Genomic DNA, 17,617 nt, shown 5'->3' with positions numbered 1-17,617 from the left:
TCCGGGAACTTCGATGCCCATCATTTCTTTAGTTATCAGGGACTTTCACCTCTCAAAAATGCCATTTTCAGGAGGTAGCGGATTTTGCTGAATATGCCACTGAATAATTGGGGAAGAAAATATGTTTTATTTAGCGCAAAAAAATTTTTGTTTTTTACAAAATAGCCTATATTTGCACCCGCAAAACGGCCTCGTGGCGCAACTGAATAGCGCATCTGATTACGGCTCAGAAGGTTCCAGGTTTGAATCCTGGCGAGGTCACAGATTTAATCCGCAACACACTGATAATAAAGTAGTTGCGGATTTTTTTATGCTTTTCAATTTTGGCACTTTTGTAAAAATTGGCTCCCACCAGGTTTCTTGAACCCTGTAAAATCAATAAATGATTATATTAGTGGGATTAATGGAATCATTAGAAATAGCAGGTAAGCTGTAAAATTTTAGAATCTTGAAAACCGATTGAATCACCTACCCCAGTACCTCCAAATCTCATCAGCCATGAAGTATTTAAAATTTCTGAAATACCTTTTTTTACTACTAAGTATTATTGTTTTCACTTTATACATTCCAAATAACTCCTACATAAATAAATATCTGCTCGCTGTGGGTTACCTCATGATCTTTCTCGTTCCGGTATTAGATAGATATGAAAAGCGGCAGCTTTCCCGCTCCAGGAAAAAATAATAAGTGCTTAAAATGCTATTTTTGAGAGGGCAGCAGGATCTATAGTTCCAGTAGCTCCTGCTCATAATCAACTCTGTTCCGGCTGACTTAAATTAAATTTCACCAGCAAATCTCTTGGCATTATCTACGTCTTAACAGAATTTTATAGGCTATAACACTGTTTTCTATAGGATTGGTTTTAAATTACAGGAACAAAAGAATTTTATGATTAATTTGGTCCTGAAACCGGCTTTTTTCCTGGTGCTGTGCACCTGCTTTTTTGTTCCTCCCCTTCAGGCACAGGAATCTCCCGAAGTGGATATTGGCGGTGCCCTGCGCTTCAATTACAACCTTTCTTCCTGGAAACCTGAACAAAAAACCCGGGGCGGAGATTTTGGCTATGACCTCTTCAGAATAAATGCCAATGCGGCTTATAAAGGCATTTATCTAAACGCCGAATACAGGTGGTACTCTGATGGCTTTGGAGGTGGCATGCTCAAGCAGGGCTGGTTTGGGTATCACTTCAGTAAAAACAAGGAATTGCAGGTAGGGCTTACACAGGTGCCTTTTGGAATTCAGCAGTACAACTCCAACAACTGGTTTTTCAATCTCACCTATTATGTAGGTCTCGAAGATGATCATGATATGGGCATCAAATATATCTACACGGGAGAGAAAACAGAATATCAGCTGGCTTTCTTTAAAAATGCCGAAGAACTGCGTTTTGGTAATGATTCGGAAATCTCCCATAGCCGGTATTCTTACGATGTGGCCGGAAGAAACAAGGAGATCAACCAGTTTAATGGAAAGTTCATTTACAAGTTCGGCGGAAATGTTTTGCAAAGAATTGGATTTTCAGCACAATACGGCAGCCTTTACAACCTGGACACCGAAGAAAGCGGAAATCATTACGGGCTCGCCCTGCACTACGAGGCTTCTTACAAAGACTGGAACCTCAAAGCTGAAGCCATGAACATTGCCCATAATCCTGAAAACGCAGCCTCCACCCCAGATGATACGATTTTAATGGCTGCTTATGGCGCCGCCTATGAAGTTGCTGCCGATTTTAATATCTATACCCTGACTTTATCCCGCAATGTTCCGGTAAACTGGGGTCCGGTGTCGGCACTTCAGTTTTATAACGATTTTGGATATATGCAGAAGCAGGAAGACGACTTTGAAGATTCATACATGAACGTGACCGGCGTACTGTTAACTGCCGGGAATATCTATACTTATATAGATTACGCCGCCGGGTACAACCACTCCTGGCTGGGAGGAAATTACATTGATGATTTTAGCCGCGGAACGCCCAATGCAAACTGGGAAGCGCGGTTCAACATCAATATTGGATACTATTTTTAAAAGGATCAAAATTTAATTTCAGAAGAACAAAACCTTTATATGGCTAAGAAAATTCTAAGAAGCGACGAGAGGAAATCAATCATGGGACTGGATGTTAACGGTCCGGTTTTCTTTACCTCCTCCTTTTTTATCATCGTAAGCATCACCCTTACACTGATCTTTCAGGAGCAGGCCGAAAACTATTTTAACGAGATTCAGAATTTCATATCAAATACCGTGGGTTGGTTTTTTGTGCTTTGTGTGAATATTTTTCTAATCTTTATGCTTTACCTCGCCTTCAGCAAGTATGGCTACATTCGAATAGGCGGAAAAGACGCCAAACCCGAATTTAAAACGCTGTCGTGGTTTGCCATGTTGTTTAGTGCCGGGATGGGAATTGGGTTACTTTTTTGGAGCATCGCCGAACCTGTCACGCATTTTATGAACCCGCCGCTTGCCGAAGGAGGTACTGCTTTGGCCGCCCAGGAAGCCATGAATTTTACATTTTTACATTGGGGTTTTCATGCCTGGGGTATTTACGCGCTCGTGGGCCTTGCCCTCGCTTATTTCACCTATTCCCACGGTTTACCACTCACCATTCGCTCTGTCTTTTATCCTGTGCTGGGAGATAAGATCTACGGAAAAATTGGAGACATTATTGACATTTTTGCGGTCCTGGCCACCGTTTTTGGGCTGGCCACATCTCTTGGCCTGGGGGTACAGCAAATAGCCGCGGGTTTGTCGCATGTATTTGGTATTAGCAGTGGCCTTGTGACCCAGATCTCTCTAATTGTGGGGATAACTCTTGTCGCCACGATTTCGGTGGTGCTGGGAGTTGACAAAGGCGTAAAGTTCCTGAGCGAATGGAACATGAGGGTAGCAGTGATCTTACTCCTGCTGGTTCTGGTTTTAGGGCCTTCTATCTTTATTTTTCAATCGTTCGTGCAAAATACCGGAAACTACTTCTACAGCTTTTTGCAGATCTCTACCTGGACAGAAAGTTATACGGGCAACGACTGGCAAAATGCGTGGACGGTCTTTTACTGGGGCTGGTGGATCGCCTGGTCTCCTTTTGTGGGCATGTTCATCGCCCGTATCTCAAAAGGCCGAACCATCCAGGAATTTATTCTGGGAGTACTCATAGTACCTTCCCTCATCACCTTTTTCTGGATCACTGCCTTTGGGAGCACCTCTATTCAGCAGGCGTTAACCGGCGATCTTCATGTGTTAAACGCAGTTGAAGACAATGTTGCAACGGCTCTTTTTGTCTTTCTTGAAGATTATCCGTTTGCCGTGGCACTCAATGTGATTGGAGTTATTCTTATCGCGGGATTCTTTGTAACTTCTTCAGATTCGGGGTCCCTGGTGGTAGACAGCCTTACATCGGGCGGAAAGATTGATGCTCCCGTGGGCCAAAGAATATTCTGGGCCCTGGCAGAAGGAGCCGTGGCTGCAGTACTGCTCATCGGGGGCGGTTTGCAGGCACTGCAAACGGCATCTATAGCCACCGGCCTGCCCTTCGCTTTTATCCTTCTGTTCATGTGCTACTCGCTTTACACAGGACTTAGGGATGAACATCAAAAAACCGAAGAGCGCAAAGCCCAGAAAGAATGGGAAAGCTACGAAACCCGGGTAGCAGATATTATTAAAAAACGCGGTGCAGAAAAATAAAAACTTCCATAGAAACCATGACTAAGAATTACAAGAATATACTCGTTGCGCTTGATCTTTCAGACCTCGATGAAGTGCTTATTAAATACGCTTCCTTTATGGCCACGCGATTAAAGGCTGAAAAGGTCTATTTTGTGCATAATATCAAGAAGTATGAGATTTCTGAACTTTTTGAGGAACAGTTGAAGGACATCAATCTTGATAAGCTGATAGGCGACGAACTCAACGAAAAAGTAGAAGAACATTTTAAAGCTGAAGCCGAATTTGAAGTACTAATTTCTGAAGATCCCTACAGCGAATCCCTAATTAAATATGTGGTTGATAAATACGCTATTCAACTAACCATTGTTGGGAACAAAAAGCACGAGAACGGTACCGGGCTGGTAAGCGGAAAATTACTGAGGCTGCTAAGGTGTGATATCCTGGCAGTGCCGCGGGTAGCAAAACCCCAAATTGAAACCATTTGGGCCGGAACCGATTTTTCACCCGATTCCCGGAAGATCTTCAACGTTACCAAAATCTTACAAAAGGAAAATTCTTCCCGGCTTAAACTGGTGCATATCTACAGTGTGCCCGTGCAATTTTCACCTTATGTTTCCCCCGAATCTATGGCGCCAAAAGTAGAAAAACACGTAAAAGAAAAGCTCGAGAAGTTCATCAGGAAACTTGATTATCCAAACCAGATAGAACCCTTGTTTTTCCTCGGAAGGCAATCTGGCGCCGCGCAAAAGATCATCGCCAACATCAAAAAGTCTGACGCAGACTTACTTGTAGTTTCCGATAAGGGAGGCAACACTTTTTCCCCTTTTTCGGTAGGAAGTGTGACCGAAGAACTTTTTAACGAGAATTACGGGGTACCGCTATGGGTTGTAAAATAGCATTTTAGAGGGGGATTCTGGGGTAATTCTGAATCTCCTTTTCTTCCCCATTTTTAAAACTCACCACCCGGCTGGGCCGCTGGTCTTTGGCAATACCTCTTGCTTTTTCTGAAGCTTCATCTTCCCTTTCAAAAGCCTGTATCATTTTCTGGTCGTGATCAAGCACCTGCCACTGCCTTTTTTCCTCATCCCACTGCACCCAAAAAGTTCTTTGAAAAACCGCGAATTCTTTGTCCTTTAAAAGGTTTAGGATAATTTTTCCGTCGCTGTAATTTCCGCCCGGGTAGGTCATGGGTAGCAGGGCAAAAAATATGAAATAAAACGAGAAGTAGGTGAATTGGTAGGTGAACATATTAGTCCCTATCATCTCCTGCTCTACCAGGATCATTACGGTGAGCACCCCTATAAGGTTAAAAAAGCTGCCCCCACCAAAAATGACAACATTGCTCCACCTCCTGTTGATCCTCAAATTCTCGTATGTGCACAGGCCGTACCAGAAATAGTATTTGCGTATCTCGATCATTCCCCACTTCAACACCGGCTTCCCTGTTCCAATAGTGACCTGAATCTTTTTCGCACCCAAAAGCCAGGCAAAAAATACATGTCCCCCTTCGTGCAGAATGGAAATAAGCGGCAGGACCAGAAAGAATGCCAGGAAGAATTTTGGGATATCAGCTATTCCAAACATGATTTACTTGTAGCTCTTCACAAGTTAAGAAATTGGAACCTGGGAAATTACTAAAGGAAATACAAAAGTCTGCACCCTGTTACCTTAGAAAAAAAATTCTAATCAATATTTTAAAACCCGGGTTGTCCGGTTAAACCAACAGGAGCTAAGGCTACCATTTTAATCGTCTCTTTTAGAACTATGAATTTCTCTTCTTCCCGCCTCATAATTTATTTTTGTGATGTTTTTTTAACAGAACTATGTAGTACATTTGATCGTGAAAATGATCAAATGCCTGTTTCTTCTAAACCACAGGATTTTCCTGCTCCTGCTGCTTTTAAGCAGTAGCAGCAGCCTTTTTTCTGAAAATACAACAGGTCTTATTCCGCAGGAAAAACCCCTTCCGCAGGAAGTTTTAGAAGACTCTTTTGAAGAACAGGCAGGCAATCTGTTTGAGTCTATTCTGCCATACCATAAAAACCCGGTCTTTGTAATTGCCGGCGCTGGTCTTGCAGAAGATTTTAATGCCCGCATTCACAACCACACGTTCACCTCCCTAAGCTATATTAAGCGCTCCCGCTATATATTTCCGGGTTTAGGTGTCAAAAAGGTCATTTTTCCTTTCCATGTTTTTCTTTAAAGCTTAAGCTTCAGTTTTTTCCGGAAGTAAACCTTCCGCACACATATGTCACCTTCAGCCGGTAGACAGCATAAATCAATACCTGAATTTTAAACATAAAGAAAATGAAACTGGATATCATCATTGTAGACCTTGCCCTTGTGGCAGCAGTATTTGTTCCTTACCTGCTTTTTATATGGGTTGGGAACAGGGAAGTAAAAAAACTCAAAAATAAATTTTCCGAAGAAGCGAAAAAGCACCAGCTAAGCTTCGACGAGAAAACCAGCTGGAACAATAACATCATGGGGCTGGATAAAAAAAGTGCTAAAATCCTTTTTGTTCAGCAAAAGAAGTCAGGGATTCTTTCAGAAATCATAGCTCTTAAGGAAGTACGGGCCTCGGAAGTGTTCAAAGATGTTCAGACCATAAAAGTCGATCAACGTACAGAAGATATCCTGCAAAAACTGGAGCTGAGATTGAAATTGCACAATGGCAGCGAACAAATTTTAGGCCTCTACGATTGTGAGGAGAATTTTGCACAGGATTATGAGCTGAAACACGCTGAAAAATGGAATGCGATCATCAATTCGCTGGTGGCATTTCGGCCTACCCTCAATTCTGCTGCTTAAATGCATTTGGAGAAGAACATATTTTCCAGCTTCTCTTCTCTTTTTGCTTACTGAACTAATCTTAACTTTTAAAATAATGATACTACAGTTTTTATTATTGATTGCCGGACTCCTGTTATTGATCAAAGGTGCCGACTGGCTGGTGGAGAATGCTTCGGCCTTTGCCCGAAAAAAGAAGGTTTCAAATCTTGCCATAGGCCTTACCATCGTTGCTTTTGGCACCTCGGCACCCGAACTTGTGGTGAACGTGGTTGCGGCTTTTGAAGGGCACGCAGATATCGTTTTTGGGAACGTGATAGGAAGCAACAACTTCAACCTTTTTTTTATACTTGGTGTTGCAGGACTCATTTCCCCGTTGCTGGTACAGCAAACCACGGTTTGGAAAGAGATCCCGATTTCGTTGTTGGCTGCGGTTGTACTTTTTTTCCTGGTAAATAACTTCTTTTTAGATTCTGAAGGACTTCTTGGCAGGGCCGATGCCTTTATCCTGATCCTGTTCTTCCTGGCCTTCCTTTTCTATGTTTATACCCAGCTAAAGCATGTGCCCTCCACTTCGCCCGAAGTGGTAAAAAAAATCTCCAACACCAGGATCTTTGGCTTTATTGTACTTGGTCTTGCCGGCCTTATCATTGGAGGCAGGCTGGTGGTTGAAAATGCCATGGATATTGCATCCAGCCTTGGGGTGAGTGAAAAGATCATCGGGATCACCATAGTTGCCGCCGGAACTTCCTTACCCGAACTGGCAACTTCAGTAATTGCAGCCTTTAAAAAGAATAATGACATAGCTGTAGGAAACATTGTGGGTTCAAACATCTTCAATATTTTCTTCATTTTGGGCTTAAGTGCCCTGCTGAGGCCAATTGGGTATAACACGGTTTTCAACACAGATCTTTACCTGTTGCTTGGCGGTACAGTGCTGCTGTTCCTGTTCATGTTCATGGGCGGCAAAAGAAAACTTGAAAGATGGGAATCAGGTGTTTTGCTGCTGCTGTACTTTGCCTACACTACTTACCTGGTACTTATAGAACTGTAGGTTTTTAGCGCCATAATTTAATTTTGAAGCATGAAGAAAAAGAGAATGCCAATGCACTGGAAGATCCTTATCGGGATGAGCCTTGGCGTTATTGCAGGCCTGGTGTTATCTCAGTTCAACTGGGGGCCGTCTTTTGTGCGCGACTGGATAAAACCCTTTGGTAATATCTTCATCAACGCGCTAAAACTTATTGCCGTACCGCTCATCATCGCATCGCTGATCAAAGGAGTGTCTGATCTTAAAGATCTCACTAACCTCTCAAAAATGGGATTTCGCACGGTCTTTACTTTTATACTCACCACAGTCGCGGCAGTAAGTATTGGCCTGCTACTGGTTAGCCTTATCAAACCGGGCGCTTCTATTTCTTCGGAAACAAGGACAGACCTGCTGTACGGCTATGAAACTGAAGCCTCCACCAATATCAATAAGGCAGTTGCCCGGCAGGACACAGGGCCTTTGCAGGGTCTGGTAGATATAGTCCCTGAAAACTTTATGGCCGCTGCTGCCGATAATCGAAACATGCTGCAGGTGATCTTTTTCGCCCTGTTTATAGGTGTAGGCCTCATCCTTATCCCGGCAGAAACCGCAAAACCGGTAAAAGATTTCTTTGATGGTTTTAACGAGGTCATTTTAAAGATGATTGATATTATCATGCTCTCGGCTCCCTATGGGGTATTTGCCCTGCTGGCAGCCCTAATTATTGATTCTCCAAGTATTGATCTCTTTGCCGCCCTGGGAATGTACGCCCTCACGGTGGTTTTGGGCCTCATCCTCATGCTGGGCGTGTATGGCCTCATGCTCTACCTGTTTACCAAAAGGTCTCCCCTGGCTTTTTACAGGGCAATTGCCCCGGCACAGCTCCTGGCATTTTCTACCAGTTCAAGCGCGGCAACACTTCCGGTAACGATGGAAAGGGTGACCGGGCATCTGGGGGTACCAAAAGAAGTAGCAAGTTTTGTACTTCCCGTGGGCGCCACAATAAATATGGATGGTACCAGCCTTTACCAGGCTGTGGCTGCAGTTTTTATTGCCCAGGCCTTTGGGCTTGACCTCTCCCTGGGCACCCAGCTGGGCATCATTGCCACGGCCACACTGGCATCTATAGGCTCGGCTGCAGTTCCGGGGGCCGGAATGGTGATGCTGGTGATCGTGCTCGCACAGGCAGGAATTCCCGAAGCCGGCCTTGCCCTCATCTTTGGCGTAGACCGGCCTCTGGATATGTGCAGAACGGTGGTAAATGTCTCTGGAGACGCCGCTGTTTCCGGTATCGTCGCTAAGTCTGTAAGCCAGGTGACGGAATCACTAGACGTTGTTCCAAAATTTAAGCCGTAAGCTTCTAACCTGTCGTCTCAATCCTTTTGCTTGCTGAACAGGAAACCCAATGGTTTTAGAACATCCACATGATTAAAGATTACCGTGGCCATAGCCATTACGGGAATGGCCAGCACCATTCCCACCAGCCCCCAAATTGCCCCTCCCATGATCACGAACAGGATCACAAAAAACGGATGCAGCCCCACCTTATCTCCCACCACATAAGGCTGAAGCACATAGCTCTCTAAAAACTGGGAAACCGTAAAGGTGATCACGATCCCCCACAACACATCGAGATTTCCCGAAGTGAGGTAACCAAAGACCATGGCCATGGCAAAGCCAATAATATTTCCTATCCACGGAATAAGGGTCAGGACCGATGCAATAACGCCCACCAGGAGATAATTATGCACGCCCGATAGCCCTAAACCCAAAGAATAAAGCACCGCAAGAATCGCCATTAAGATCAACCTTCCTAAAAGATAATCCTGTACCCTTTTTGCTGAAGACTCAAGCACCTGCCCGGCTTTTGCTCTTTTCTTATCGCTGAAGTAGGAAAGAATAAACTCTTTAAAGTGCCTTCGGTAGTAAAGCAGGAAAAAAATATAAATAAAGGTGATGAGATAGGTGCCCATGAAGTTAAGCGACGACCTCAAAAAAGACAAAGCCCGGGCCGCTTCAATGACCTGTTCTTCAAAAAAAGGGATCGAACCTGAAGAATAGTAATTCTGAAGCGACTCTTTACTTAAAGGTGTGTGCTCGAAAAGGAAACTTTTAAAACTCTCCACTTCGGGGGCCATTGCCTGCTTGATCACCGGCCATTGGTTAAAGAAACTCTGTATTTGCATCGAGCAAAGGGTCAAAAAACCAAGGGAGAATATAAAGATAAGCAGAGTGCCGAGAATAGCAGAAAATCCCCTGTGCCCAATAAGTTTCTCAAGCTTCCTGGCTGCGGGGAGTACTACCAGGGCAAGCACAATAGCCAGAGCCAGGGGTGCCAGAAACCCCTTTGCAGCTGCCAGGCCTTCAAAAAAGAAATAGAGCCCCATTACAAGCATAAAAACCTTAATTCCAATTCTTAATCCCCTACTCATAAATATGGTTTTTTCCTGAAAAGTGCCCTTTTTAAACTTTATTTCAAGATATCATTCAGCACTAAAATGACTTCTGCGCCTGGCAGCCAAATTAAGTTACAAAACCTGGACAAAAGAAGCTAAGCTAGAAAAGGAATCCCTCTTTTATACCTGTTTTACGTTTTATTTAACTGCTTTAATTTCAAATAAATAAGCAATTACACACAAGAAACTGCTGTCCTGTTAATTGAATATTATTTTCCCCTAATTCTTTCTTAAACTTCTTGCAATCGGTCATTCTAGCAGGTAATTTTAAAGGAAATGGAAATTTACTGAACCTGAAAATCTTATCACGAAATGTCATTTTTGACAGGTTTGCTTCGGAAGAAGATCAATAAGAAATTACAGAACATGGAAGAAAAAATAAAAGAACTTGAACAGGTAAGAACTGAAGTTGAAAAGCTGAATGCCAATGATGAAAACTTTTCAAATTCACTGATGCAGCTGCTGGATAGAACCACAAGCCAGTTAAGCGAGGTTGACGACCAGCAGGAAGTAAGCTGGACGGCCAAAAGTTTTGACATCCTCATGCAAATAAGGAACGGCAAAACCCACGGAGACCTAAAAGACCAGAAAGACCTGGCACTCACCTACCTCAAGGAAGCTTTAGATTCTGTGATCATTCGGGAAAAGAATTACCTGCAGTGACCCACAGCTTTCGCTGGCTGTTACCCAAAAATGCCATTTTGAAGAAGTTTTTTAGAAAGAACAAGTTGAACCAAATAAAGAAGCATGAAAAATATTAAAACCCTCCGGCTGGTCTTAAGCCTCAGCCTTATTATGATATTCAGCAGTGTGGCCACCGCCCAGGATATTATGCAGAACTCCAACAATCCGCAGATGGAAATGTCGGCCAAGAACCGGGTCGAAAAATGGGAAAAGGAGCTTTCTTTGCGGGCAAAACAAGCCATTTTGATGGAAAAGAAGTTCGTGGAATTTGACATTAAACGCGAAAAATTACTGGGAGAGAATTTATCTGACGAGCAAAGGCTCAACCGGCTAAAAGACCTGAAGATTTTAGAGACCCGTGAACTCAGGGACATCCTTACCAAACCCCAGTTTGACCGCTACCTGCTCATTTTGCGCGAAGAAGCCCAGGCCACTGCTCCCCCTCAAAACAACGGCAATTAAGATATCTGATTTGCTTCGGAAGAAAACAAGTTTAAAAAGCAGCAAAGGTGTCAAAAATGCCATTTTTGACACCTTTGATCCTTCCGCAGAAAAATTTTACCCTCCCGATTATCATGTCTACATTTGAAGAAAAACCAATGATGCAGAAAAAGAAACTCGAAAAAACCAACTTAGAAATTTCGCCCATAGTTTTTGGGGGAAACGTGTTTGGCTGGACGCTTGATGAAAAGGAATCATTCAGGATACTTGATCAGCTCTTTGAAAAAGGCTTCCGCACTATAGATACTGCCGATTCTTATTCTCATTGGGCTCCCGGCAATAAAGGCGGTGAGAGCGAGGCCATCATCGGGAAATGGATGAAAGCAAGAGGCAATCGGGAAGATCTTACCATTGCTACCAAAGTAGGCTCAAACCCGGGCAAGCAAGGACGGGATGTCTCTAAAGACTACATTTTAAAGGCAGCCGAAGATTCCCTGAACCGCCTGCAAACAGACTGTATTGACCTTTATTTCACGCATTGGGACAATGAAGACACGCCCGTGGAAGAAAGTCTTCGGGCTTATGAGCAGCTCATTCAGCAGGGAAAAGTACGCCATATTGGAGCTTCCAACCTTTCTCCCGAAAGAATCAGGACTTCCTTAAAAAAGGCCGATGAACTCAACCTCCCCAAATACACAGTTTTACAACCGGAATACAACCTGGTAGAAAAAGCTAAATTTGAAGAAGAATACCAACCCATTGCCGAAAAGAACGGGCTGGGCGTGATCACCTATTTCTCGCTTGCCAGCGGTTTTCTTACCGGCAAATACCGCAAAAAAGAAGATTTGAAAGGGGCGCGCGAAGAAATGGTAAAAAACTACTTTAATGAAGAAGGCCTGAACAAACTTCAAATTCTGGATGAGATCTCCAAAAACCACGGTGTTACCAATGCGGCTGTGGCCCTGCGCTGGTTAATGCAGCGCCCCACAGTTACTGCCCCCATAGCAAGCGCGACAAGGGAAAGCCACCTGCAGGCTTTTGAAGAAGCTGTAAAGCTTCGGCTTTCGGAAGAAGAAATGCAACGGCTAAGCAAATAATTCTGTTTTAAACATGTAGCTAAGGGTAAAGATTTGCAGCAGGATTTATTTTTTTCTGAGAAAAATCCTGTTTAAAACCTTCATTTCCGAAGCATTTATTCCTGCGGGATTTTGTACCTTTAAAGAGGAAAATGATCTTACGGACCGGCTTCCTATTTTAAAATTTTCGGGGGAAAAAATACTCTCTTGAAGCTTATGAAACCCATTGCTTTGCTATACTCGACAGTAGATGGGCAGACCAAAAAGATCTGTCAGTACATTGCTGAGTACCTGAACCGGAAAAACCAGCCTGTTGAGCTCTGCCCTATCGACAGCTTTAAAGAGAAAATATCAAGATTTGAGACGCTGGTTATCGGGGCCAGCATCAGGTACGGGAAACACAAGCCTGGAGTAGGGAAATTGATTACTGAAAACCGGCAGGAACTGGAAAAACTGAATGTAGTCTTCTTTTCGGTAAACCTTGTGGCCCGAAAAGATGATAAAAATACCCCCGACACCAATCCTTACCTTATTAAATTCCTCCAAGAAATTAACTGGCAGCCCGATCTTGCTGCAGTTTTCGCCGGCAGCCTGGACTACAAAAAATACGGTTTTTTTGACCGGCTAATGATAAGGGCCATCATGAAATTCACCGGCGGCCCCACCAAAACGCCAGAACCTATAGAGTATACCAACTGGAAAAGAGTTGAAGAGTTCGCGGAAGAACTTTATTCCCTACACGAGAAAAGCAAAGCTGAAATCACAGAGAAAGCCCCTGCTTAACAGAAATACTTTTCAAAAAAGGACTTTAAAAATGTCATTTTTGACACCTCTGGCAGGTTTATTTTCACCCAAAACCTTCAGAAACTCCTGAAAACTTTCCTGTTACCGGTTTATCTTCTCCTTTAGTTCGTCAAGCTTTACTGTAGCCTGTTCGCCGCTCGCCATATTTTTAAGGGTAAACTGCCCGTCTTCCATTTCTTTGGTTCCGGCCAGCACCACAAAGGGGATTTCCCTTTTATTGGCGTGGTTCATCTGCTTTTTCATCTTGGCTTCTTCAGGGTAGAGTTCGGCGGCAATTCCGGCAGCGCGCAAAGCTTTTATGGCTTTAAGGCAATAAAGGCTCTCTTCGTTTCCGAAGTTGATGAAGAGCGCGCGTACATTTCCGGCCACGGTTTCGGGGAAAAGATTTAGTTCTTCGAGCACCAGGTAAATACGGTCAAGACCGAAAGAAATTCCCACGCCGCTCACCCCGCTCATCCCGAAGATCCCGGTGAGGTCGTCATACCTTCCGCCGCCGCCAATGCTTCCCATGGCGACACCTTTGGGGGCTGAGACCTCAAAAATGGCACCTGTGTAATAGTTCAATCCGCGGGCAAGGGTCACATCAAGATCGAGCCGGGCTTCATAAAGCCCCAGTTCGGCGAGTGCGTTGTTGATGAACTCGAGTTCCTCAATTCCTTTTTTGCCAACTTCAGAAGTGGCTAAAATGTCTTTTAGCACCTCGATTTTTTCTGAAAAACTTCCTTGTAAATCGAACACCTTCTGAATTTTTTCAATGGCTTCCGAAGAAATTCCCTTTTCCTGCATTTCTTTCTTTACGCCGGCCTCGCCTATTTTGTCGAGTTTATCTAAAGCCACCGTGAAATCTATAAGTTTATCAGATTCTCCAATGACTTCAGCAAAACCTGAAAGCACCTTGCGGTTGTTCATTTTTATGGTCACTCCTTTTAGACCCAAAGAAGAAAAAACGGCATCGTACAACTGCACGAATTCAACTTCCTGCCACAGGCTGTCGCTCCCCACCACATCGGCATCACACTGAAAGAACTCTCTAAAACGCCCTTTTTGAGGCCTGTCTGCCCGCCACACGGGCTGGATCTGGTAACGTTTAAAGGGAAATTCGATCTCATTTCTATGCTGCACCACGTAGCGTGCAAACGGCACGGTGAGGTCGTAACGTAAAGCTTTACCCGAAATTTTACCACCTAAAAAGGCAGAAAAATTTGGATTTTCTCTTTCACTAATTAATTTTACAATTAATCGATTAATATTTGAAATTGGAAGAATTTTGGCTTCTGGATAGAAATGTAACTGTAAAAGTATTAACTGAGTTGCTTTGCTAATTTCCTCCATCCTTGTTCCAAGAATTTGATCAATCCTTTCACCTATTGGTTCATCAATCTCCTTTAGTTTTTTAAGATAATTACTCCTATAATTAGCAAGTTTAATAGTCAAATCACTTTCTATAGATTCAAGTTGATAACTATCCAATTCAGAAATAATATCGTCAGCACCTCTAAAAAAATTCTTGGGTAATTCATCATATAAATCACTAAAAAAATTGACATCAAACAACTTATCCAAATAAGTCTTTAACTTAACATCAAATTCAGATTTTTCTATGAATTCTCCAGAGTCCAATATTTTAAATATAAGGCGGTCACCTTCCTCTCCATATTTTCCCATCAAGGTATCACTGTTCTCGAAACTTGGGGTCTCGATAGGCTGAAACCCGAATTTTTCGAACTGCTGCCGAATGGTTTGAATTATATAATTTCTTTTTGCTACTTCGGCAGGTGAAAAATCTCGGGTTCCTTTGGGTATGGAAGGTTTTTGGGCCATTTTTGATCTTGTTCTTTAAAGCACAAATATCTGAAAAATAAAAAGAATCCCGCAGGAGGATTTGCCGCAGGTTTTGTAACAACAGCCGAATAAATGCGTCTAACTCCTAAATTGAAACTTCTGTATGTTTCCACTTTTTAAAGAAAATATCCGAATTGCCTTCTTTTCCATTAAAAGTCAGGTATTAAGAACAGTGCTCACGGTGATGATCATCGCCATTGGGATCACGGCCCTTGTAGGAATTTTAAGCGCGGTTTCGGCTCTTGAAAATACCATCACCAGCGATTTTGCTTCTATGGGGACCAATACTTTTAACCTGCAGCGCTACGATTCGCAGATACGGGTGAATGGTGGCGAAAGGGACAGGATAAACCCCATTATTAGCTACCGGGAAGTGAAGGAATTCAGGGATAATTATTTGTACCCACAAACGCAGGTGTCTATATCATTTACGGGAACCTCGAGTGCCGAGCTCAAATATGAAAGTGAAAAAACAGATCCTGAAGCAAGTGTTTTGGGAGTAAATGAGAACTACGTCACCAACTCGGGCCTAAACGTAGAAGAAGGGCGGGATTTCAGCATTTTTGACATTGAGAACAATAACAACGTTGCCATAATTGGGGCCGATGTAAAAAACGGGATCCTTGAAGGAGTGAATCCGCTGGACAAGATCATATCCATCCGCGGCGTGAAATTCAGGGTGATTGGGGTGCTGGAGTCAAAGGGCTCAACTTTTGGGAACAACCAGGACCTAAGGGTGCTTATCCCGCTGCAGGTGGCCCGGTCTATGTTTACCAATGCCAATATCAACTACAATGTGAGTGTGCGGGTAGAAAACCAGGAGATGCTTGAAGGCGCACAGGACGAAGCCATTATCACTTTCAGAAATGTTCGCGGGTTAAATCCGGTGGAAGAGAACAACTTTGGGATTGCAAAAAGTGACGATTTACTCAACCGCATATTTTCCATCACCCAATACCTTAACATTGCAGCCTGGGTGATCTCTATCATCACTATTTTTGGCTCCTCCATTGCCCTTATGAATATCATGCTGGTATCGGTGAGTGAGCGCACCCGCGAAATTGGGGTACGAAAAGCTTTAGGTGCCAAAAAGAACACTATTGCCTTTCAATTTTTTATGGAAACGCTCATTATTGGACAAATGGGCGGAATTATTGGAATTATCCTCGGAATTCTAATTGGCCTGGCAGTTTCCACTTCGGTAGGTTTTGATTTCACCACCCCCTGGATGGCGATAATATGGGCCACGGCAATTACGATCATTGTTGCCGTATTAGCCGGAAGTTACCCTGCCGCCAAAGCTGCCAAACAAGATCCTATAGAATCACTTAGGTACGAATAATTTGAGTTATGAGTTATGAGTTATGAGTTATGAATGATGATTAACTCTGAACTCTTAACTCCAAACTCTTAACTAAGATTGAGGTGTTTCTCAAAGAAGTTATATAAATCTCCCTTTGTAATCACCGCTCCCTGCTGAATGAGCGCAAAGATATCTTTGTTGCGATCGTCACTCATGTTTTTTGCAGAAGTGTATAAAGAGACCCGGTCATCCATTAAATTTTGCTGCAGCCAGGCATAGCCGTGACGGGTGGTAACATCAACGGCCTCATTTTTTACCTCTATGGCAATAAGGTTTATGGTGAGCTCGGTGATCTTGAACAGGTAGATTTGATTGGGGGAAAAATGTTCAAGATATTCAGCTTTATTGAGTACTCCTTCCCACACCAGGTCGCTAAACACATCGAGTTCCTGTTCGGCCACTTCAGGCTTGTCAGCCTTTATTTCCTTCCACTCTTCCCCTGTTATGGACTGGGTAGCCAAAAAGTTGATAAATTCCTGGTGCAACTCTTCAAATTGCTCTTTTGTTAATCGGGCGTACTTCATAGATTCAAAAATTCAAGGTTCAAAATTCAAGGTTCTTTAATCAAAATGAAAGGCTGTAAAAAACTGACATAAGTCCATTTTAGCACTTCAAAAGCCTTACATCTTGATTCCTGGCTCTTGATTCTTAATTAAAAAAAAAAAGCCCACTCCGTTAGAAGCAGGCTTATATTCAAGATGTTCAGCAATTAAGCTTCAGCTACAACTTCAAAGTTGAAGTTGGTAACCACCTCGCGGTGAAAACGCAAAGTAGCTTCATATTGCCCTAAACGTTTGATGTTACCACCTGCAATAGAGATGTATTTCTTTTCGATGTTTACACCTTCTTTTGCAAGAGCTTCAGCAAGATCGGCATCGGTTACAGATCCGTAGATCTTATCACCTGCACCGGCTTTAGCTGTTAACGTGATCTCAATGCCCTGTAGCTTTGCAGCCTGGGCTTTGGCCTCGTCAATTTGTTTTTTCTCTTTGTATGAACGCTGCTTCAAAGTCTCTTCAAGAACTTTTCTGGCAGAAGGGGTTGCCAGTACAGCAGCACCTTGAGGAATTAAAAAGTTTCTGCCGTATCCCGGTTTTACCGTTACCACATCATCTTTAAATCCTAATTTCTCTACGTCTTTCTTTAATATCAATTCCATAATAGCCCCTTTTTATTTTAGTAAATCGCCAACGTAAGGCATTAATGCTAAGTGACGTGCACGCTTAACGGCAACCGCCACTTTTCTTTGATATTTCAAAGAAGTTCCTGTTAAACGACGAGGTAAAAGCTTCCCCTGCTCGTTTACAAAGCTCATCAAGAAATCTGGATCTTTGTAATCAATATACTTAATCCCAGATCTTTTAAAACGACAGTACTTCTTTGTCTTGCTGGTCTCGATATTAAGAGGAGTTAGATACCTGATCTCTCCGTCTTTCTTTCCTTTGGCTTGTTGTTCAATTGATGACATACC

The 17,617-nt window shown here is 43.2% G+C and carries 19 protein-coding genes and 1 tRNA gene; 14 read left to right on the top strand and 6 right to left on the bottom strand.

The window, feature by feature from the left end:
- Nucleotides 1-187: 187 nt before the first annotated feature.
- The 5 genes from JRG66_RS11520 (at nt 188) to JRG66_RS11500 (ending at nt 4,556) form a co-directional block, all read left to right on the top strand.
- Nucleotides 188-261, top strand: a tRNA-Arg gene (locus tag JRG66_RS11520).
- Nucleotides 262-498: 237 nt separating this feature from the next.
- A complete protein-coding gene (locus JRG66_RS11515) occupies nt 499-684 on the top strand; it encodes a hypothetical protein (protein WP_265162909.1) in 186 nt (61 codons plus the stop codon).
- 204 nt (nt 685-888) lie between these two features.
- Nucleotides 889-2,028 carry a putative porin gene (locus JRG66_RS11510; protein WP_265162908.1) on the top strand — a complete coding sequence of 380 codons (1,140 nt, stop codon included), beginning with the start codon at nt 889-891 and terminating at the stop codon, nt 2,026-2,028.
- Nucleotides 2,029-2,067: 39 nt separating this feature from the next.
- A complete protein-coding gene (locus JRG66_RS11505; protein ID WP_265162907.1) occupies nt 2,068-3,678 on the top strand; it encodes a BCCT family transporter in 1,611 nt (536 codons plus the stop codon).
- A 17-nt stretch (nt 3,679-3,695) separates the two neighbouring features.
- The gene (locus JRG66_RS11500) at nt 3,696-4,556 is read left to right on the top strand and encodes a universal stress protein (protein ID WP_265162906.1); all 861 of its coding nucleotides are present in this window, start codon (nt 3,696-3,698) and stop codon (nt 4,554-4,556) included.
- A gap of 4 nt (nt 4,557-4,560) precedes the next feature.
- Here the strand turns inward: JRG66_RS11500 and JRG66_RS11495 are convergent, their stop codons facing one another.
- A complete protein-coding gene (locus JRG66_RS11495; RefSeq protein ID WP_265162905.1) occupies nt 4,561-5,244 on the bottom strand; it encodes a site-2 protease family protein in 684 nt (227 codons plus the stop codon).
- Between the two features lie 262 nt (nt 5,245-5,506).
- Here JRG66_RS11495 and JRG66_RS11490 point away from each other — a divergent pair, with 262 nt between their 5' ends.
- The 4 genes from JRG66_RS11490 (at nt 5,507) to JRG66_RS11475 (ending at nt 8,836) form a co-directional block, all read left to right on the top strand.
- Nucleotides 5,507-5,863, top strand: a complete 357-nt coding sequence (locus tag JRG66_RS11490) for a hypothetical protein (protein ID WP_265162904.1) — start codon at nt 5,507-5,509, stop codon at nt 5,861-5,863.
- 104 nt (nt 5,864-5,967) lie between these two features.
- A complete protein-coding gene (locus JRG66_RS11485; RefSeq protein WP_265162903.1) occupies nt 5,968-6,471 on the top strand; it encodes a hypothetical protein in 504 nt (167 codons plus the stop codon).
- Nucleotides 6,472-6,547: 76 nt separating this feature from the next.
- A complete protein-coding gene (locus tag JRG66_RS11480; RefSeq protein WP_265162902.1) occupies nt 6,548-7,504 on the top strand; it encodes a calcium/sodium antiporter in 957 nt (318 codons plus the stop codon).
- A 30-nt stretch (nt 7,505-7,534) separates the two neighbouring features.
- Nucleotides 7,535-8,836 carry a dicarboxylate/amino acid:cation symporter gene (locus tag JRG66_RS11475; RefSeq protein ID WP_265162901.1) on the top strand — a complete coding sequence of 434 codons (1,302 nt, stop codon included), beginning with the start codon at nt 7,535-7,537 and terminating at the stop codon, nt 8,834-8,836.
- Between the two features lie 17 nt (nt 8,837-8,853).
- Here JRG66_RS11475 and JRG66_RS11470 read toward each other — a convergent pair whose 3' ends face one another.
- Entirely contained in the window at nt 8,854-9,912 is a 1,059-nt protein-coding gene (locus tag JRG66_RS11470) for an AI-2E family transporter (RefSeq protein WP_265162900.1), read from the bottom strand.
- A 336-nt stretch (nt 9,913-10,248) separates the two neighbouring features.
- Between JRG66_RS11470 and JRG66_RS11465 the strand changes: the two genes are divergently transcribed.
- From JRG66_RS11465 to hemG, 4 genes are all read left to right on the top strand, one after another.
- A complete protein-coding gene (locus JRG66_RS11465; protein ID WP_265162899.1) occupies nt 10,249-10,599 on the top strand; it encodes a hypothetical protein in 351 nt (116 codons plus the stop codon).
- A gap of 84 nt (nt 10,600-10,683) precedes the next feature.
- The gene (locus tag JRG66_RS11460; protein WP_265162898.1) at nt 10,684-11,082 is read left to right on the top strand and encodes a hypothetical protein; all 399 of its coding nucleotides are present in this window, start codon (nt 10,684-10,686) and stop codon (nt 11,080-11,082) included.
- A gap of 56 nt (nt 11,083-11,138) precedes the next feature.
- Nucleotides 11,139-12,158, top strand: a complete 1,020-nt coding sequence (locus JRG66_RS11455) for an aldo/keto reductase (protein ID WP_307726287.1) — start codon at nt 11,139-11,141, stop codon at nt 12,156-12,158.
- Between the two features lie 210 nt (nt 12,159-12,368).
- Entirely contained in the window at nt 12,369-12,920 is a 552-nt protein-coding gene (hemG, locus tag JRG66_RS11450) for a menaquinone-dependent protoporphyrinogen IX dehydrogenase (RefSeq protein WP_265162897.1), read from the top strand.
- Between the two features lie 102 nt (nt 12,921-13,022).
- Here hemG and hisS read toward each other — a convergent pair whose 3' ends face one another.
- Nucleotides 13,023-14,762 carry a histidine--tRNA ligase gene (gene hisS / locus JRG66_RS11445; RefSeq protein WP_265162896.1) on the bottom strand — a complete coding sequence of 580 codons (1,740 nt, stop codon included), beginning with the start codon at nt 14,760-14,762 and terminating at the stop codon, nt 13,023-13,025.
- Between the two features lie 124 nt (nt 14,763-14,886).
- Between hisS and JRG66_RS11440 the strand changes: the two genes are divergently transcribed.
- Entirely contained in the window at nt 14,887-16,125 is a 1,239-nt protein-coding gene (locus tag JRG66_RS11440; RefSeq protein WP_265162895.1) for an ABC transporter permease, read from the top strand.
- A gap of 68 nt (nt 16,126-16,193) precedes the next feature.
- On the opposite strand, the gene JRG66_RS11435 is transcribed toward JRG66_RS11440, so the two are convergent.
- The 3 genes from JRG66_RS11435 to rpsR all read right to left on the bottom strand — a co-directional run bounded on the left by JRG66_RS11435 (nt 16,194) and on the right by rpsR (nt 17,614).
- The gene (locus JRG66_RS11435) at nt 16,194-16,670 is read right to left on the bottom strand and encodes a DUF6495 family protein (RefSeq protein ID WP_265162894.1); all 477 of its coding nucleotides are present in this window, start codon (nt 16,668-16,670) and stop codon (nt 16,194-16,196) included.
- 185 nt (nt 16,671-16,855) lie between these two features.
- Nucleotides 16,856-17,305, bottom strand: a complete 450-nt coding sequence (gene rplI / locus JRG66_RS11430) for a 50S ribosomal protein L9 (protein WP_265162893.1) — start codon at nt 17,303-17,305, stop codon at nt 16,856-16,858.
- 12 nt (nt 17,306-17,317) lie between these two features.
- Nucleotides 17,318-17,614: a 30S ribosomal protein S18 gene (gene rpsR, locus JRG66_RS11425; protein ID WP_037324607.1), complete on the bottom strand. Its 297-nt coding sequence runs from the start codon at nt 17,612-17,614 to the stop codon at nt 17,318-17,320.
- Between the last annotated feature and the right edge of the window lie 3 nt (nt 17,615-17,617).

Origin of the sequence: Salinimicrobium tongyeongense, from assembly GCF_026109735.1 — a bacterium.
In the GTDB taxonomy this organism is placed as follows: Bacteria; Bacteroidota; Bacteroidia; order Flavobacteriales; family Flavobacteriaceae; genus Salinimicrobium; species Salinimicrobium tongyeongense.
The sequence above is the reverse complement of the archived record's forward strand: the minus strand, read 5'-3'. Positions and strand labels throughout refer to the sequence as shown.

What these genes read in the sequence shown, in the direction of transcription:
- JRG66_RS11515 (WP_265162909.1), top strand. Translation starts at nt 499, where the DNA reads ATGAAGTATTTAAAATTTCTGAAATACCTTTTTTTACTACTAAGTATT.
- rplI (WP_265162893.1), bottom strand. Translation starts at nt 17,305, where the DNA reads ATGGAATTGATATTAAAGAAAGACGTAGAGAAATTAGGATTTAAAGAT.
- JRG66_RS11480 (WP_265162902.1), top strand. Translation starts at nt 6,548, where the DNA reads ATGATACTACAGTTTTTATTATTGATTGCCGGACTCCTGTTATTGATC.
- JRG66_RS11465 (WP_265162899.1), top strand. Translation starts at nt 10,249, where the DNA reads ATGTCATTTTTGACAGGTTTGCTTCGGAAGAAGATCAATAAGAAATTA.
- JRG66_RS11470 (WP_265162900.1), bottom strand. Translation starts at nt 9,912, where the DNA reads ATGAGTAGGGGATTAAGAATTGGAATTAAGGTTTTTATGCTTGTAATG.
- JRG66_RS11485 (WP_265162903.1), top strand. Translation starts at nt 5,968, where the DNA reads ATGAAACTGGATATCATCATTGTAGACCTTGCCCTTGTGGCAGCAGTA.
- JRG66_RS11475 (WP_265162901.1), top strand. Translation starts at nt 7,535, where the DNA reads ATGAAGAAAAAGAGAATGCCAATGCACTGGAAGATCCTTATCGGGATG.
- JRG66_RS11460 (WP_265162898.1), top strand. Translation starts at nt 10,684, where the DNA reads ATGAAAAATATTAAAACCCTCCGGCTGGTCTTAAGCCTCAGCCTTATT.
- hisS (WP_265162896.1), bottom strand. Translation starts at nt 14,762, where the DNA reads ATGGCCCAAAAACCTTCCATACCCAAAGGAACCCGAGATTTTTCACCT.
- JRG66_RS11500 (WP_265162906.1), top strand. Translation starts at nt 3,696, where the DNA reads ATGACTAAGAATTACAAGAATATACTCGTTGCGCTTGATCTTTCAGAC.
- JRG66_RS11440 (WP_265162895.1), top strand. Translation starts at nt 14,887, where the DNA reads ATGTTTCCACTTTTTAAAGAAAATATCCGAATTGCCTTCTTTTCCATT.
- JRG66_RS11510 (WP_265162908.1), top strand. Translation starts at nt 889, where the DNA reads ATGATTAATTTGGTCCTGAAACCGGCTTTTTTCCTGGTGCTGTGCACC.
- JRG66_RS11490 (WP_265162904.1), top strand. Translation starts at nt 5,507, where the DNA reads ATGATCAAATGCCTGTTTCTTCTAAACCACAGGATTTTCCTGCTCCTG.
- rpsR (WP_037324607.1), bottom strand. Translation starts at nt 17,614, where the DNA reads ATGTCATCAATTGAACAACAAGCCAAAGGAAAGAAAGACGGAGAGATC.
- JRG66_RS11435 (WP_265162894.1), bottom strand. Translation starts at nt 16,670, where the DNA reads ATGAAGTACGCCCGATTAACAAAAGAGCAATTTGAAGAGTTGCACCAG.
- JRG66_RS11495 (WP_265162905.1), bottom strand. Translation starts at nt 5,244, where the DNA reads ATGTTTGGAATAGCTGATATCCCAAAATTCTTCCTGGCATTCTTTCTG.
- JRG66_RS11505 (WP_265162907.1), top strand. Translation starts at nt 2,068, where the DNA reads ATGGCTAAGAAAATTCTAAGAAGCGACGAGAGGAAATCAATCATGGGA.
- JRG66_RS11455 (WP_307726287.1), top strand. Translation starts at nt 11,139, where the DNA reads ATGCCATTTTTGACACCTTTGATCCTTCCGCAGAAAAATTTTACCCTC.